Source organism: Streptomyces sp. Edi2, assembly GCF_040253635.1.
Lineage (GTDB): Bacteria > Actinomycetota > Actinomycetes > Streptomycetales > Streptomycetaceae > Streptomyces.
Map to the genome: position 1 here is coordinate 1495755 of NZ_JBEJGX010000003.1, position 15749 is coordinate 1511503.

A 15749-nucleotide genomic window follows, 5' to 3' on the forward strand; every position below is an offset into this window, starting at 1 on the left:
GCTCATGAAGAGGGGGACACCGCGTCGGTGTCCCCCTCCCGGCCGCTACTCCTCGCGGGCCGCGGTGAGATGTTCGGCGTGTTCCTGGAGGGAACGCACGCCCACATCGCCGCGGGACATCGCCTCGATGCCCTGGACCGCGGCGGCCAGCGCCTGGACCGTGGTCAGGCAGGGCACGGCGCGGGCCACCGCCGCGGTACGGATGTCGTAGCCGTCGAGCCGGCCACCGGTCCCGTAGGGGGTGTTGACGATCAGGTCGACCTGGCCGTCGTGGATGAGCTGGACGATGGTCTTCTCACCGTCCGGGCCCTCGCCCTCGGACTGCTTGCGCACCACCGTGGCGTTGATGCCGTTGCGGCGCAGCACCTCGGCGGTACCGGAGGTGGCGAGCAGTTCGAAGCCGTGCGCGACCAGCTCCCGGGCCGGGAAGATCATCGAGCGCTTGTCGCGGTTGGCGACGGAGACGAACGCCCGGCCCTTGGTGGGCAGGGCCCCGTAGGCACCGGACTGCGACTTGGCGTAGGCGGTGCCGAAGACCGAGTCGATGCCCATGACCTCGCCGGTGGAGCGCATCTCCGGGCCGAGGACGGTGTCGACGCCGCGGCCGTGGATGTCGCGGAACCGCGACCAGGGCATCACGGCTTCCTTCACCGAGATCGGCGCGTCCAGCGGCAGGGTGCCGCCGTCGCCCGTCTTGGGCAGCATGCCCTCGGCGCGCAGCTCGGCGATGGTGGCGCCCAGCGAGATCCGGGCGGCGGCCTTGGCCAGCGGTACGGCGGTGGCCTTCGAGGTGAAGGGGACCGTACGGGAGGCGCGGGGGTTGGCCTCCAGGACGTAGAGGATGTCGCCGGCCATCGCGAACTGGATGTTGATCAGTCCGCGGACGCCGACGCCCTTGGCGATGGCCTCCGTCGAGATGCGCAGCCGCTTGATGTCGTAGCCGCCGAGCGTGATCGGGGGCAGCGCACAGGCGGAGTCGCCGGAGTGGATGCCGGCCTCCTCGATGTGCTCCATGACGCCGCCGAGGTAGAGCTCGTGGCCGTCGTAGAGCGCGTCGACGTCGATCTCGATGGCGTCGTCGAGGAACCGGTCGATGAGGACCGGGTGGCGGTCGATCAGGCCGGCGTGGCGGGTGAGGTACTCGCCGAGCGACGGCTCGTCGTAGACGATCTCCATACCGCGGCCGCCGAGCACGTAGGACGGGCGGACCATGACCGGGTAGCCGATCTCGGCGGCGATCCGCTGGGCCTCGTCGAACGAGAAGGCGGTGCCGTACTTGGGCGCGGGCAGTCCGGCCTCGGTGAGCACCCGGCCGAAGGCGCCGCGCTCCTCGGCGAGGTCGATCGCCTCGGGCGAGGTGCCGACGATCGGCACGCCGTTGTCCTTGAGCGCCTGTGCCAGGCCCAGCGGGGTCTGGCCGCCGAGCTGGACGATGACGCCGGCGACGGGGCCCGCCTGGGTCTCGGCGTGCACGATCTCCAGCACGTCTTCCAGCGTCAGCGGCTCGAAGTACAGACGGTCGGAGGTGTCGTAGTCCGTCGAGACGGTCTCCGGGTTGCAGTTGACCATCACGGTCTCGTAGCCGGCGTCGCTGAGCGCGAACGAGGCGTGGACGCAGGAGTAGTCGAACTCGATGCCCTGGCCGATGCGGTTGGGGCCGGAGCCGAGGATGATCACGGCCGGCTTCTCGCGCGGGGCGACCTCGGTCTCCTCGTCGTAGGACGAGTAGAAGTACGGGGTCTTCGCGGCGAATTCGGCGGCGCAGGTGTCGACCGTCTTGTAGACCGGGCGGACGCCGAGGGCGTGCCGGACCTCGCGGACGACGTCCTCGCGCAGCCCGCGGATCGCGGCGATCTGGGCGTCGGAGAAGCCGTAGCGCTTTGCGTCCGCAAGGATCTCAGGGTGGAGCTTCTCGGCGGCCGCGATCTCGTCGGCGATCTCCTTGACGAGGAAGAGCTGGTCGACGAACCAGGGGTCGATCTTCGTGGCGTCGAAGACCTCCTGGGGCGTGGCGCCGGCCCGGATCGCCGCCATGACGGTGTTGATCCGGCCGTCGGTGGGGACCTGGGCCTTCTCCAGCAGCGCGGCCTTCTCGCCCGGCTCGGTGACGAAGTCGAACTGGCTGCCCTTCTTCTCCAGGGAGCGCAGGGCCTTGTTCAGCGCCTCGGGGAAGTTGCGGCCGATGGCCATGGCCTCGCCGACGGACTTCATGGTCGTGGTGAGCGTGGCGTCGGCGGCCGGGAACTTCTCGAAGGCGAACCGCGGCACCTTGACGACGACATAGTCGAGGGTCGGCTCGAAGGAGGCCGGGGTCTTCTCGGTGATGTCGTTGGGGATCTCGTCGAGGGTGTAGCCGACGGCGAGGCGGGCGGCGATCTTCGCGATCGGGAAGCCCGTGGCCTTGGAGGCCAGCGCCGAGGAGCGCGAGACGCGCGGGTTCATCTCGATGACGATGACCCGGCCGTCCTCGGGGTTGACCGCGAACTGGATGTTGCAGCCGCCGGTGTCGACACCGACCTCGCGGATGACGGCGATGCCGATGTCCCGCAGGGTCTGGTACTCGCGGTCGGTGAGTGTCATCGACGGCGCGACGGTGATCGAGTCACCGGTGTGCACGCCCATCGGGTCGAAGTTCTCGATGGAGCAGACGACCACGACGTTGTCGTTCTTGTCGCGCATCAGCTCCAGCTCGTACTCCTTCCAGCCGAGGATGGACTCCTCCAGGAGCACCTCGGTGGTCGGCGAGAGCGTCAGGCCCTGGCCGGCGATCCGGCGCAGCTCCTCCTCGTCGTGCGCGAAGCCGGAGCCGGCGCCGCCCATGGTGAAGGAGGGGCGGACGACGACGGGGTAGCCGCCGAGTTCGTCAACGCCCGCGAGGACGTCGTCCATGGAGTGGCAGATGACCGAGCGGGCGGACTCGCCGTGGCCGATCTTGGCCTGGACGGCCTTGACGACCTCCTTGAACAGGTCGCGGTCCTCGCCCTTGTTGATCGCCTCGACATTGGCGCCGATCAGCTCGACGCCGTACTTGTCGAGGGTGCCGGACTCGTGCAGCGAGATGGCCGTGTTCAGGGCCGTCTGACCGCCCAGGGTGGGCAGCAGGGCGTCCGGGCGCTCCTTGGCGATGATCTTCTCGACGAAGTCCGGGGTGATCGGCTCGACGTAGGTGGCGTCGGCGATCTCCGGGTCGGTCATGATCGTCGCCGGGTTGGAGTTCACCAGGATGACGCGCAGGCCCTCGGACTTGAGGACCCGGCACGCCTGGGTACCGGAGTAGTCGAACTCGGCGGCCTGGCCGATGACGATCGGGCCGGAGCCGATGACCAGGACGGACTGGATATCGGTGCGCTTAGGCACGCTGGCCCTCCATCAGGACGGTGTTCATCAAAGACGTGAAGCGGTCGAAGAGGTACGCGGCGTCGTGCGGACCCGCGGCGGCTTCGGGGTGGTACTGGACGCTGAAGGCCGGCTGGTCGAGGAGGTGCAGACCCTCCACCACGTTGTCGTTGAGGCAGACGTGGGAGACCTCGGCGCGGCCGAAGGGGGTGTCGGAGACGGTGTCGAGCGGGGCGTCGACGGCGAATCCGTGGTTGTGCGCGGTGACCTCGACCTTGCCGGTCGTACGGTCCTGCACCGGCTGGTTGATGCCGCGGTGGCCGTACTTGAGCTTGTAGGTGCCGAAGCCCAGCGCGCGGCCCAGGATCTGGTTGCCGAAGCAGATGCCGAACAGCGGCGTCTTGCGCTCCAGCACTCCCCGCATGACGGAGACCGCGTGGTCGGCGGTGGCCGGGTCGCCCGGACCGTTGGAGAAGAACACCCCGTCCGGGTTCACCGCGTAGACGTCCTCGACGGTGGCGGTGGCGGGCAGGACGTGCACCTCGATGCCGCGCTCGGCCATCCGGTGCGGGGTCATGCCCTTGATGCCCAGGTCGATCGCGGCGACGGTGAACTTCTTCGTACCGATCGCCGGGACGACGTAGGACTCCTTGGTGGCGACCTGCGTGGACAGGTCCGCGCCCTGCATCTCGGGGGCCTGGCGCACCTTGGCCAGCATCATGCCCTCGTCGGCCAGCGCCTCGCCGGAGAAGATGCCGACCCGCATGGCACCGCGCTCGCGCAGGTGGCGGGTCAGCGCGCGGGTGTCGACGCCGCTGATACCGACGACGCCCTGGGCGACCAGCTCGTCGTCCAGGGAGCGCACCGAGCGCCAGTTGGACGGGGTACGGGCGGGGTCGCGGACGACGTAGCCGGCCACCCAGATCCGCTGCGACTCGGGGTCCTCGTCGTTGACACCGGTGTTGCCGATGTGCGGGGCGGTCATGACGACGACCTGGCGGTGGTACGAGGGGTCGGTCAGGGTCTCCTGGTAGCCGGTCATGCCGGTGGAGAACACCGCTTCGCCGAAGGCCTCCCCCACCGCCCCGTAGGCGCGGCCGCGGAAGCTGCGGCCGTCCTCCAGGACGAGTACGGCGGGGATCCCCCTTGTGCCGTGGGCGGTGCCCCTGGTGGAGGTCGTCATCGTGCCCCTTCCGTTTCGGTGTGCTCGGTGGTGCTGGTGGTGTTCTCGGTGGTGCTCAGCCGGTTGACGGCCTCGACCCAGGCCGGGTGCGCGTCCGCCCGGTCGGAGCGGAAGCCGGAGTCGAGCTGCCGGCCGCCGTGCTCCCAGGTGACGATCAGCAGGCCGCCCTCGGTCAGGACCTTGCCGGCGATGCCCTTGTCGAGGCGGGCGCCGCGCAGTGCGGTGGCCGGCACGAAGAAGTCCGCCGCGCCCGGCCGTACGACGTCCAGGCCCTGCTCGGTGAGGGTCAGCTCGGCGCGGCTGCGGGTCCCCAGGCCACGCGCCACGATCCGGTCGAGCCACTGCCCGGCGGTGGTGGAGCCGTGGTAGCGGCCCGACAGGGTCAGCAGGGGGGTGCCGGGGTCGTCGGGGGCGGACGGCAGCTCGGGCAGGTCGCCCTGGAGCGTGCCGCGCCACTTCCAGCCCTGGCGCATCAGCCAGTAGACGAAGACGACGAAGACCAGCAGGCCGGCGACCCAGCCGAGCCGTGCGGCCCAGTCGGTGACCGGAGCGGAGTGCTGCGCCGCGGCCAAGGTGCTCAGTGGAGGTGTCACGCCAGCTTCCCGTCGACGACCGTTGCCCGGCCCCGCAGGAAGGTGTGGGTGACACGCCCCGGCAGCTCGCGGCCCTCGTAGGGGGTGTTGCGGCTGCGGGAGGCGAAGCCCGCGGGGTCCACCTCTCCACGGTAAGCGGAATCGAGCAGCGTGAGGTTGGCGGGCTCACCAGCCGAGACGGGACGGCCGTGGCCCTCCAGGCGGCCGATGTGCGCCGGGCGGAAGGACATCCGGTCGGCGACGCCGGCCCAGTCCAGCAGCCCGCTGTCGACCATCGTGTGCTGGACGACGGAGAGCGCGGTCTCCAGGCCGACCATGCCCATGGCCGCCGCGCCCCACTCGCAGTCCTTGTCCTCGTGCGGGTGCGGGGCGTGGTCGGTGGCGACGCAGTCGATCGTGCCGTCGGCGAGCGCTTCGCGCAGCGCCAGCACGTCGGCCTCGGTGCGCAGCGGCGGGTTCACCTTGTAGACGGGGTTGTAGCTGCGGACCAGCTCATCGGTGAGCAGCAGGTGGTGCGGGGTGACCTCGGCGGTGACGTTCCAGCCCTTGGACTTCGCCCAGCGGACGATCTCGACCGAGCCGGCCGTGGACAGGTGGCAGATGTGCACCCGGGAGCCGACGTGCGCGGCGAGCAGCACATCGCGGGCGATGATCGACTCCTCGGCGACCGCGGGCCAGCCGCCGAGGCCCAGCTCGGCGGAGACGATGCCCTCGTTCATCTGGGCGCCCTCGGTGAGCCGGGGCTCCTGGGCGTGCTGGGCGACGACTCCGTCGAAGGCCTTCACGTACTCCAGGGCGCGCCGCATGATCACGGCGTCGTCCACGCACTTGCCGTCGTCGGAGAAGACCCGGACGCCGGCCGCGGAGTCGTGCATCGCGCCGAGCTCGGCGAGCTTCTTGCCCTCCAGGCCGACGGTGACCGCGCCGACGGGCTGGACGTCGCAGTAGCCGGACTCCTTGCCCAGCCGCCAGACCTGCTCGACGACGCCGGCGGTGTCCGCGACGGGGAAGGTGTTGGCCATGGCGTGTACGGCGGTGAAGCCGCCGACGGCGGCCGCCTTGGTGCCGGTCAGCACGGTCTCGGAGTCCTCGCGGCCCGGCTCGCGCAGATGGGTGTGCAGGTCGACCAGGCCCGGCAGCAGGACCTTGCCGCCGGCCTCGATGACCTGCGCGCCCTCGGCGCCGAGCCCGCTCCCGACCTCCGCGATGATCTCGCCGTCGATCAGCACGTCCTGCGGTTCGCCACCGAGGACCTTCGCGCCGCGAATCAGGGTCTTGCTCATGGTTACTTGCTCTCCTCGGTGCGAGTGCTGGTGCCGTTGCCGGCGGTCAGGGCGGGCTCGTTGCCGCCCAGAAGCAGATAGAGGACGGCCATCCGGATGCTGACGCCGTTGGCGACCTGTTCGACGGCGGTGCAGCGGGGCGAGTCGGCGACCTGGGCGGTGATCTCCATGCCGCGGTTCATCGGGCCGGGGTGCATCACGATCGCGTGCTCGGGCATCCGGGCCATCCGGTCGCCGTCGAGGCCGTAGCGCCGCGCGTACTCCCGCTCGGTCGGGAAGAACGCCGCGTTCATCCGCTCGCGCTGGACGCGCAGCATCATCACCGCGTCGGACTTGGCGAGGACGGCGTCGAGGTCGTAGGAGACCTCGCAGGGCCACTGCTCCGCCCCGATCGGTACCAGCGTCGGCGGCGCGACCAGGGTGACCTCGGCGCCGAGCGTGGTCAGCAGGTGGACGTTGGAGCGGGCGACCCGGCTGTGCAGGATGTCGCCGACGACGGTGATGCGGCGGCCGGCGAGGTCCTGGCCCAGTCCCGCGTCGGCGCCGACGAGCCGGCGGCGCATCGTGAAGGCGTCCAGCAGTGCCTGGGTGGGGTGTTCGTGGGTGCCGTCACCGGCGTTGACCACGGAGCCGCCGATCCAGCCGGAGGTCGCCAGGCGGTGCGGGGCGCCGGAGTCGTGGTGCCGGATGACGACGGCGTCCGCGCCCATCGCCTCCAGGGTGAGGGCGGTGTCCTTGAGCGACTCGCCCTTGGAGACCGACGACCCCTTTGCGGAGAAGTTGATGACATCGGCGGAGAGGCGCTTCGCCGCGGCCTCGAAGGAGATACGGGTGCGGGTCGAGTCCTCGAAGAAGAGGTTGACGACGGTGCGTCCGCGCAGGGTGGGGAGCTTCTTGATCGGCCGGTCGGCGACCCGGGCCATCTCCTCGGCGGTGTCGAGGATCAGGACGGCGTCGTCGCGCGTGAGATCGGCGGCCGAGATGAGGTGACGCTTCATCCGGTTTTCTCCGTGAGTGAAGGAGGTGTACGGGAATATCCGTCGAGCGGGCATGCCTGCGGACCCGGGGTCACCGGGTCCGTGCGCGGTGCGCTATCGCTCGCCGGCCGGGGCGGGGTGCTTCACGCCGAGCAGCACGGCGTCCCGGCCGTCCTCCTCGGTGAGCTGGACCTTGACCGTCTCCCGCAGCGACGTGGGGAGGTTCTTGCCTACGTAGTCGGCACGGATCGGCAGTTCGCGGTGGCCGCGGTCGACGAGGACCGCCAGCTGTACGGCGCGCGGCCGCCCGATGTCGCCCAGCGCGTCCAGCGCGGCGCGGATGGTGCGGCCGGAGAAGAGCACATCGTCGACGAGCAGGACTACGCGTCCTTCGATGCCGTCGGCGGGGATGTCCGTGCGGGCGAGCGTGCGGGCCGGGCCCAGGCGCAGGTCGTCGCGGTACATCGTGATGTCGAGCGAGCCGACCGGGACCGTGCGGCCGGTGATCTCTTCGAGCTTGGCGGCGAGCCGCCGGGCGAGGAAAACGCCACGGGTGGGGATCCCCAGGAGCACCACATCGTCCGCGCCCTTGGCGCGCTCGACGATCTCGTGGGCGATACGGGTGAGCATCCGCGCGATGTCCGGGCCTTCGAGCACCGGGCGTGCGGGGAGCCGATCCGTCGTGTCGGCACTGCTTGCGTCCATATGAAACGGACCTCCTTCTCCGCCTCACGGGACGGACCTTAAAGGACGTCGGAATTACGCAGCCCAGGCTATCAGGACCCCTCACCGGAGCGGTCCGCACCCCTGACGGGTGAGGGTCTGCCCCGTTCCGCTTGACGAAGTCAGATTACGCTGCGTAACCTCACAGTGAGTTACCAGCCCGCGGCGGAGCCGCATGTCGATACAGCCGTCTGGGGAGTTTTATGTCCAGCGAATACGCCAAACAGCTCGGGGCCAAGCTCCGCGCCATCCGCACCCAGCAGGGCCTTTCTCTCCACGGCGTCGAGGAGAAGTCCCAGGGCCGCTGGAAGGCCGTGGTGGTCGGTTCGTACGAGCGCGGCGACCGCGCCGTGACCGTGCAGCGCCTTGCCGAGCTGGCGGACTTCTACGGCGTTCCGGTGCAGGAACTGCTGCCGGGGACGACACCGGGCGGAGCGGCCGAGCCGCCGCCGAAGCTGGTGCTCGACCTGGAGCGCCTGGCCCATGTCCCGCAGGAGAAGGCCGGCCCGCTGCAGCGCTACGCCGCCACCATCCAGAGCCAGCGCGGTGACTACAACGGCAAGGTCCTCTCGATCCGCCAGGACGACCTGCGCACCCTCGCGGTCATCTACGACCAGTCGCCCTCGGTGCTGACCGAGCAGCTGATCAGCTGGGGCGTGCTGGACGCGGAAGCGCGCCGTGCCGTGCAGCACGACGAGATCTGATCCACCGCACCACCTGCAGAAACGTGCCGCCGCTCCGGGTCTCCGGGGCGGCGGTTTCTGCGTACCGGCGCACAGACGGCGCACACCGGCGGCGCACAATGCGCCAGGAGAGCCCCCGTACGGCGTTCTGCGGGCATGCGAAGGGCCCGGAGCACTGGCCTTCGCTCCGGGCCCGTTCACACGCTCTGCCGACCGCCTACTGCGCCTCGCGCCGCAGGCTCGGCTTCAGCTCCTTGAACCGGCCGAGGAGGCCGTTGACGAAAGCCGGGGAGTCGTCCGTGGAGAACTCCCTGGCGAGCTGCACGGCTTCGTCGATCGCCACCGCGTCCGGCGTCTCGTCCACCCACAGCAGTTCATGGGCGCCGAGCCGCACGATGCTGCGGTCGGCCGCCGGCATCCGGTCCAGGTCCCAGTCGACCGCGTAGGTGGAAATCAGCTCGTCGATCCGGGCGACATGGTCCGCGTACCCCTCGACCAACTGCAGGGTGTATTCGTTCACCGGCGGCTGCCGTGGGTCGGTCCGGGCGTGCCGCATCCAGTCCGCGAGCACGGACTGCACATCGGCACCGCGCTGGTCGGCCTCGAAGAGAATCTGGAAGGCGCGCTTACGGGCCTTGGTACGGGCAGCCACGGTTAGCTGTTCACCCGGCCGAGGTAGTCGCCGGTGCGGGTGTCGACCTTGATCTTCTCGCCCTCGGTGATGAAGAGCGGCACCTGGATCTCGTAGCCGGTCTCCAGCGTGGCGGGCTTGGAGCCGCCGGTGGAGCGGTCGCCCTGGACGCCGGGCTCGGTGTGCTGGATGACGAGCTCGACGGCAGCCGGCAGCTCGACGTAGAGCACCTCGCCCTCGTGCTGCGCCACGACGGCCTCGAAGCCCTCGAGGAGGAAGTTCGCGGCGTCACCGACGGCCTTGCGGTCGACCATCAGCTGGTCGTAGGTGTCCATGTCCATGAAGACGAAGTACTCGCCGTCCATGTACGAGAACTGCATCCCGCGCTTGTCGACAGTGGCCGTCTCGACCTTCACGCCGGCGTTGAAGGTCTTGTCCACCACCTTGCCGGAGAGCACGTTCTTCAGCTTGGTGCGGACGAAGGCCGGGCCCTTACCGGGCTTGACGTGCTGGAACTCGACGACGGACCAGAGCTGGCCCCCTTCGAGCTTGAGCACCAGGCCGTTCTTGAGGTCGTTCGTGGAAGCCACGGTTGCGGAATCTCCTGGACTGCAGGTTGTGGGTACCTCGGAGCCGTACGCCGCAAGCCGTGGGGCTCACAGCGCGAGCAGCTCCTTGGTCGTGATCGTGAGTAGCTCGGGCCCGCCGTCCGCCTCGGGGCGGACGACGAGTGTGTCGTCGATCCGGACACCCCCGCGGCCCGGGATGTGAACCCCCGGCTCGACGGTGACCGGCACGCAAGCGTCCAGTTTACCCATGGCGGCAGGGGACAATTGAGGGTCCTCGTCGATTTCGAGCCCCACACCGTGCCCGGTCCATGCTCCCAGCCGCTCCCCGTACCCCGCGGCGTCCAGCACATGGCGGGTCACCCGGTCCACCTCGCGGCACTCCACATCCGGCGCAAGCGCCTCGCGCCCGGCCCGCTGGGCTGCGAAAACGAGATCGTACAGCTCGATCTGCCAGTCCGAGGGCGTGGTGCCGATGACGAAGGTCCGGCCGATCTCACAGCGGTATCCGCGGTAACTGGCGCCCAGGCAGAGGCTGAGGAAGTCACCCTCCTCGACCCGCCGGTCGGTGGGCAGATGCCCGGGGCGGCCGGCGTTCGGGCCGGTCGCGACGGACGTGGGGAAGGCCGGGCCGTCCGCGCCGTGGTCCACCAGCCGGCGTTCCAGTTCCAGTGCCAGATGCCGCTCGGTGCGGCCGACCAGGATCGATTCCAGGAGTTCCCCCAGGGCCTGGTCGGTGATCTCCGCGGCGATCCGCAGACAGGCGATCTCGTCGTCGTCCTTCACCAGCCGCTGCGCCTCGACCGCGCAGGCCAGGTCGGTCAGCCGCAGCCGGGGCGCGACCTGCGAGAGCGCACGGTGCCGGGTGACGGTGAGGTGGTGCTCCTCGACGGCCAGGGTGTCCGCGCCGGCCGTCGCGGCGAGGTCGGCGCCGGCCACGACCGGGTCGCCGCCACGGGTCGGCAGCACCGACACCCGTACGTCATCGGCCGGCCGGCCCTCGGCGGGATCACCGCTCAGCGGCATGCCGCACAGCAGCACCTCGTCGGCCGGGGCGAGCAGCAGCGCGGCGCCGGGCGGCGCGCAGCCGGTGAGGTAGCGGACGTTCGCGGGGCGCGAGATCAGTGCGGCGGCACTTCCGGCCCCGGCTACGCGGTCGCGCAGCCGCGTGCGCCGGGCCGCGTACAACTCGGACATATCACGAGCGTACGGCGGCTCCTCCGGGGCGGCCGGTCGAGCGGGGCCGCCCGGGGGACCGGGCTGCCGCGGCCGTTACCAGCTCGGCGGGCTGGCGATGCTGCGGGCGACGACGTCGTCCAGCACCCGCACCGTCGTGGCGACGTCGTGCTGGGAGTTGTCGATGATCGGCAGGCCGGAGCCGTACCAGCCGGCCATCCGCCCGTGGATCCTCGCCACCTCTTCGTCGGACAGCCGGCGGTTGCCGCTGCGCCGGGCGTTGCGCTCCAGGACGATCTCCAGGCCGGGCAGCAGCACGATCGGCAGCAGGCCGGGGCCCACGTGACGCTTCCAGCCGCCCAGACCGATGACCGGCCGGTCGGGGAAGACGGCGTCGTCGAGGATGCAGGAGATGCCGTTGGCAAGGAAGTTGCGGGCCGCGAAGCCGCAGGTGCGGCGGGCGAGGCGGTACTGCGCCTCGGAGTGGTCGTTCCAGCCGGCCTGCGGGTCGGCGAAGCCGGACCGGACCCATTCGCGGACGTCGTCGAGGCTGATGTGCGCGGTCGGCACCCGGCGGGTGTCGGCCCAGTGGCGCGCCACGCTGGTCTTCCCGGCCCCGGCCGGGCCGATGAGCAGCACCGCGACGGCCGCATGCGCGGCGTCCGGCGCCGTGGTGTCGGTGGGCGGGCTGGGCAGCGGCACCGGGGCGCCGGGGGGCAGCTGGACATGGCCGGTGATGTCCGTGCTGTGCGGCACGGGCGGGGCCTGCTGGGGCACGGGCCCGTGCCCGCCCTGGCCGGAGGCCGGCTGCTGCGCGGGCGGCGGCGGAGCGGCCGGGGCCGGCGGCGAGGCGGGCGGGGTGTGCTGTCCCGGGTGGGGCGTCCAGTTCATGGCGGCGCCGGGTGATGCCTGCCCGTGGGGCGGTGGCAGCGGAGCCCCCACTGCGTAGTGCATCCGGTGGCTCTCCGTCTCGTGCGGTCGACTCGTGCGGTCGATGTGGTGCGGTGCTCCTCCGGCTCGCGCCGGGTCGGGTGCCCCAGGCGCGCCCGGGGCTCGGCTGCCCGGTGCGCCCGACGGCAACCCGGCGGCCCCAAGGGGCCGTTGTGCCCCACGGCCGTCGGCGTGGGCGGGTGCTGCTGCGAACGGTACCCTCCCGGATGCGGAAGGGGCGCCCGCTGCCCCGGGCGCTCGGTGCGGGAACGGCCGGGGGCGGGACAAGGTGCCCGAGGGGCGTCAGCCGTTCAGTTCCTCGGCCAGCGCACGGAGCGCGAGACGGTAGGAGCCGATGCCGAAGCCGGCGACCGTGCCGCTGGCGACGGCCGCGAGGACCGAGTTGTGGCGGAACTCCTCGCGCGCGTACGGGTTCGAGATGTGCACCTCGATCAGCGGGGCGGTGCGCTGGGCGGCCGCGTCCCGCATGCCGTACGAATAGTGCGTGAAGGCACCGGGGTTGATGACGACCGGGAGGGATCCGTCGGCGGCCTCGTGCAGCCAGCGGATCATCTCGCCCTCGTCGTTGGTCTCCCGGACCTCGGCCTCGAAGCCCAGCTCCTTGCCGAGCCGGGCACACTCCGCGACCAGTCCGGCGTAGGAGGTGGCGCCGTAGACCTCGGGCTCACGGGAGCCCAGCCGCCCGAGGTTGGGCCCGTTGAGGACGAGCACCCGACGGGTCATGCCGCGATCTCCGCGTGGGCGGCGAGCAGCATCGCCGGGTCCGGGCCCTCCAGGACGGTCGGCTTGGCGAGGCCGTCCAGGACGATGAAGCGCAGCCGGTCGCCGCGGGACTTCTTGTCGACCTTCATCGTCTCCAGCAGCTTGGGCCACTGGTCGCCGCGGTAGGTCAGCGGCAGCCCGACGGACTCCAGCACGGAGCGGTGCCGGTCGGCGGTGGCGTCGTCCAGGCGGCCGGCGATCCGGCCGAGCTCGGCGGCGAAGACCATGCCGACGGAGACGGCCGCGCCGTGCCGCCAGTTGTAGCGCTCGTTCTTCTCGATGGCGTGCGCGAGGGTGTGGCCGTAGTTGAGGATTTCGCGCAGGCCGGACTCCTTGAGGTCCGCGGAGACGACCTCGGCCTTGACCCGGATGGCCCGCTCGATCAGCTCGGCGGTGTGCGCACCGTCCGGGCGCTTGGCGGCCTCCGGGTCCGACTCGATCAGTTCGAGGATCGCCGGGTCGGCGATGAAGCCGGCCTTGATGACCTCGGCCAGACCGGAGACGTAGTCGTTGACCGGCAGCGAGTCCAGCGCGGCCAGGTCACAGAGCACCCCGGCCGGCGGGTGGAAGGCGCCGACGAGGTTCTTGCCCTCGGCGGTGTTGATGCCGGTCTTGCCGCCGACCGCCGCGTCCACCATGCCCAGCACGGTCGTCGGCACCGCGATCCAGCGCACCCCGCGCAGCCAGGTCGCGGCGACGAAGCCGGCCAGGTCGGTGGTGGCGCCGCCGCCGACGCCGACGATCACATCGCTGCGGGTGAAGCCGGACTGGCCGAGCGCCTTCCAGCAGTACGCCGCGACCTCGGCGGTCTTGGACTCCTCGGCGTTCGGCAGCTGGATGGCGACGGCCTCGTAGCCCTGGGAGGCCAGGTCCTCGCGCAGCGCCTCGCCGGTGGCGGCCAGCGCCTCGGGGTGCAGCACCGCCACCCGCCCGCCCGTCGCCCGCCGCCGCCCCGAGTCGAGGCGCTCCGCGCCACTGTGACTCCCACCACCGATCAGGCCCGCGAGTTCGCCGAGCAGCTGCCGCCCGACAAGCACCTCGTACGGGTCGGTGCCCGCCGTGCCGCCGACCTGGATACGGGTGGCCTGCTCCGTCATGCCTGTTCCTCCCTGTGGGCGGCCCGCGGGCGGTGTCCCGCGGCCGGCCGTAGCTCCAAAGCGTCCAGGATCGCCTCGGCGACCTGCTCGGGGGTGCGCTCCCCCGTTTCGATCACGGCGCGCGCGGCCGCGGTGTACAGCGGGCGGCGGTGCTCCATCAGCTCGCGCCACTGCTTGCGCGGGTTGACGGCCAGCAGCGGGCGGGGCGCGTCCAGGCCCACCCGCTTGACGGCGTCGGCGAGTTGTACGTCCAGGAAGACCACCGGCAGCCCGGTCAGCAGCGTGCGGGTGCCGTCGTCCAGGATCGCGCCGCCGCCGAGCGAGAGCACCCCGGGGTGGCTCTCCAGCGCCTCGCGCACCGCCGTCCGCTCCAGCCCGCGGAAGTACGGCTCGCCCTCGTCGATGAAGATCTCGGCGACCGGCCGGCCGGCCGTGGCCACGATGTCGGCGTCGGTGTCCCGGTAGCCGACGCCCAGCCGCTCGGCCAGCAACGCGCCCACCGTCGACTTGCCGGCCCCGGGCGGGCCGATCAGCACGACGACCGGCGACGTCATCGGATCGCCAGGTGATCGAGGTAGGTCTGCACATTGCGGCGGGTCTCCGGCACGCTGTCGCCGCCGAACTTCTCCACCACCGCGTCCGCCAGGACCAGGGCCACCATCGCCTCGGCGACGATGCCCGCGGCCGGCACGGCGCAGACGTCCGAGCGCTGGTGGTGCGCCTTGGCCGCCTCACCGGTGCTCACATCGATGGTCGCCAGCGCCTTCGGCACCGTCGCGATCGGCTTCATCGCGGCACGCACCCGCAGCAGCTCGCCGGTGGTCAGCCCGCCCTCGGTGCCGCCGGAGCGGCCCGAGCTGCGCTTGATGCCGTCGTCGGTCGAGACGATCTCGTCATGGGCCTTCGAGCCGGGCACCCGCGCCAGGTCGAAGCCATCGCCGACCTCGACGCCCTTGATCGCCTGGATGCCCATGAGGGCGGCGGCCAGCCGGGCGTCCAGGCGCCGGTCCCAATGGACGTGTGAGCCCAGGCCCACCGGCACGCCGTACGACAGCACCTCGACCACGCCGCCGAGGGTGTCGCCGTCCTTGTGGGCCTGGTCGATCTCGGCGACCATCGCCTTGCTCGCGTCCGCGTCCAGGCAGCGCACCGGGTCGGCGTCCAGCCGCTCGACATCGGAGGGCTTCGGGTAGACCCCGTACGGGGCCTTGGCCGCGCCCAGCTCGACGACGTGCGAGACGATCTCGATACCGGCCGTCTCCTTGAGGAAGGAGCGGGCCACCGCGCCCAGGGCGACCCGGGCGGCGGTCTCGCGGGCGGAGGCGCGCTCCAGGATCGGGCGGGCCTCGTCGAAGCCGTACTTCTGCATACCGGCGAGGTCGGCGTGGCCGGGGCGGGGACGGGTCAGCGGCGCGTTACGGGCGAGTGCGGCCAGCTCCTCCGGGTCCACCGGGTCGGCCGCCATCACCTGCTCCCACTTGGGCCACTCGGTGTTGCCGACCATCACGGCCACCGGCGAGCCCAGCGACAGGCCGTGCCGCACCCCGCCCAGGAACGTGATCTCGTCCTGCTCGAACTTCATCCGGGCACCGCGGCCATAGCCGAGCCGGCGCCGGGCCAGGGCGTCCGCCACCAGTTCCGTGGTGATCGGGACTCCGGCCGGAAGGCCTTCCAGCGTCGCCACGAGTGCGGGGCCGTGCGACTCCCCCGCCGTCAGCCAGCGCAACCTGCTCAACGGTGCTCCTCATGTACTGCTCATCCGCGTACGGTCTTCCCCCGATCCTCCCA

The 15749-nt window shown here is 71.4% G+C and carries 15 protein-coding genes; 1 reads left to right on the forward strand and 14 read right to left on the reverse strand.

Features of this window, described 5'->3' with window-relative positions:
• Positions 1 to 45 precede the first annotated feature (45 nt).
• The 6 genes from carB to pyrR form a co-directional block, all read right to left on the reverse strand.
• Complete coding sequence (gene carB, locus ABR737_RS10060) at positions 46 to 3357, reverse strand: carbamoyl-phosphate synthase large subunit (RefSeq protein WP_350249840.1); 3312 nt, start codon at positions 3355 to 3357, stop codon at positions 46 to 48.
• Positions 3350 to 4519, reverse strand: a complete 1170-nt coding sequence (gene carA / locus ABR737_RS10065; protein ID WP_350249841.1) for a glutamine-hydrolyzing carbamoyl-phosphate synthase small subunit — start codon at positions 4517 to 4519, stop codon at positions 3350 to 3352. Before carA ends, carB begins: the two co-directional genes overlap by 8 nt.
• On the reverse strand, positions 4516 to 5112 hold the full coding sequence (locus ABR737_RS10070) for a PH-like domain-containing protein (RefSeq protein ID WP_350249842.1): 597 nt from the start codon (positions 5110 to 5112) through the stop codon (positions 4516 to 4518). The genes carA and ABR737_RS10070 overlap by 4 nt, the downstream gene beginning before the upstream one ends.
• Positions 5109 to 6395, reverse strand: coding sequence for a dihydroorotase (locus tag ABR737_RS10075; protein WP_350249843.1), 1287 nt, complete (start codon positions 6393 to 6395; stop codon positions 5109 to 5111). The genes ABR737_RS10070 and ABR737_RS10075 overlap by 4 nt, the downstream gene beginning before the upstream one ends.
• A gap of 2 nt (positions 6396 to 6397) precedes the next feature.
• A complete protein-coding gene (locus ABR737_RS10080) occupies positions 6398 to 7393 on the reverse strand; it encodes an aspartate carbamoyltransferase catalytic subunit (RefSeq protein WP_350249844.1) in 996 nt (331 codons plus the stop codon).
• Positions 7394 to 7486: 93 nt separating this feature from the next.
• A complete protein-coding gene (gene pyrR, locus ABR737_RS10085) occupies positions 7487 to 8077 on the reverse strand; it encodes a bifunctional pyr operon transcriptional regulator/uracil phosphoribosyltransferase PyrR (RefSeq protein WP_350249845.1) in 591 nt (196 codons plus the stop codon).
• Between the two features lie 221 nt (positions 8078 to 8298).
• On the opposite strand from pyrR, the gene bldD reads away from it, so the two are divergent.
• The gene (gene bldD / locus ABR737_RS10090) at positions 8299 to 8799 is read left to right on the forward strand and encodes a transcriptional regulator BldD (RefSeq protein ID WP_030987313.1); all 501 of its coding nucleotides are present in this window, start codon (positions 8299 to 8301) and stop codon (positions 8797 to 8799) included.
• 196 nt (positions 8800 to 8995) lie between these two features.
• On the opposite strand, the gene nusB is transcribed toward bldD, so the two are convergent.
• The 8 genes from nusB to aroC all read right to left on the reverse strand — a co-directional run bounded on the left by nusB (position 8996) and on the right by aroC (position 15696).
• The gene (gene nusB / locus ABR737_RS10095; RefSeq protein ID WP_350249846.1) at positions 8996 to 9430 is read right to left on the reverse strand and encodes a transcription antitermination factor NusB; all 435 of its coding nucleotides are present in this window, start codon (positions 9428 to 9430) and stop codon (positions 8996 to 8998) included.
• Positions 9431 to 9432: 2 nt separating this feature from the next.
• A complete protein-coding gene (gene efp, locus ABR737_RS10100; protein WP_030076436.1) occupies positions 9433 to 9999 on the reverse strand; it encodes an elongation factor P in 567 nt (188 codons plus the stop codon).
• A 66-nt stretch (positions 10000 to 10065) separates the two neighbouring features.
• The gene (locus ABR737_RS10105; protein WP_350249847.1) at positions 10066 to 11172 is read right to left on the reverse strand and encodes an aminopeptidase P family protein; all 1107 of its coding nucleotides are present in this window, start codon (positions 11170 to 11172) and stop codon (positions 10066 to 10068) included.
• A 75-nt stretch (positions 11173 to 11247) separates the two neighbouring features.
• Positions 11248 to 12105, reverse strand: a complete 858-nt coding sequence (locus ABR737_RS10110) for a Pro-rich N-terminal domain-containing protein (protein ID WP_350249848.1) — start codon at positions 12103 to 12105, stop codon at positions 11248 to 11250.
• Positions 12106 to 12384: 279 nt separating this feature from the next.
• A complete protein-coding gene (gene aroQ, locus ABR737_RS10115) occupies positions 12385 to 12825 on the reverse strand; it encodes a type II 3-dehydroquinate dehydratase (protein ID WP_350249849.1) in 441 nt (146 codons plus the stop codon).
• Positions 12822 to 13961 (reverse strand): 3-dehydroquinate synthase, encoded by a 1140-nt coding sequence (aroB, locus tag ABR737_RS10120; protein ID WP_350249850.1) that lies wholly within the window; start codon positions 13959 to 13961, stop codon positions 12822 to 12824. Before aroB ends, aroQ begins: the two co-directional genes overlap by 4 nt.
• A complete protein-coding gene (locus ABR737_RS10125; RefSeq protein WP_350249851.1) occupies positions 13958 to 14515 on the reverse strand; it encodes a shikimate kinase in 558 nt (185 codons plus the stop codon). The genes aroB and ABR737_RS10125 overlap by 4 nt, the downstream gene beginning before the upstream one ends.
• A complete protein-coding gene (gene aroC / locus ABR737_RS10130) occupies positions 14512 to 15696 on the reverse strand; it encodes a chorismate synthase (RefSeq protein ID WP_350249852.1) in 1185 nt (394 codons plus the stop codon). The genes ABR737_RS10125 and aroC overlap by 4 nt, the downstream gene beginning before the upstream one ends.
• Positions 15697 to 15749: the final 53 nt, after the last annotated feature.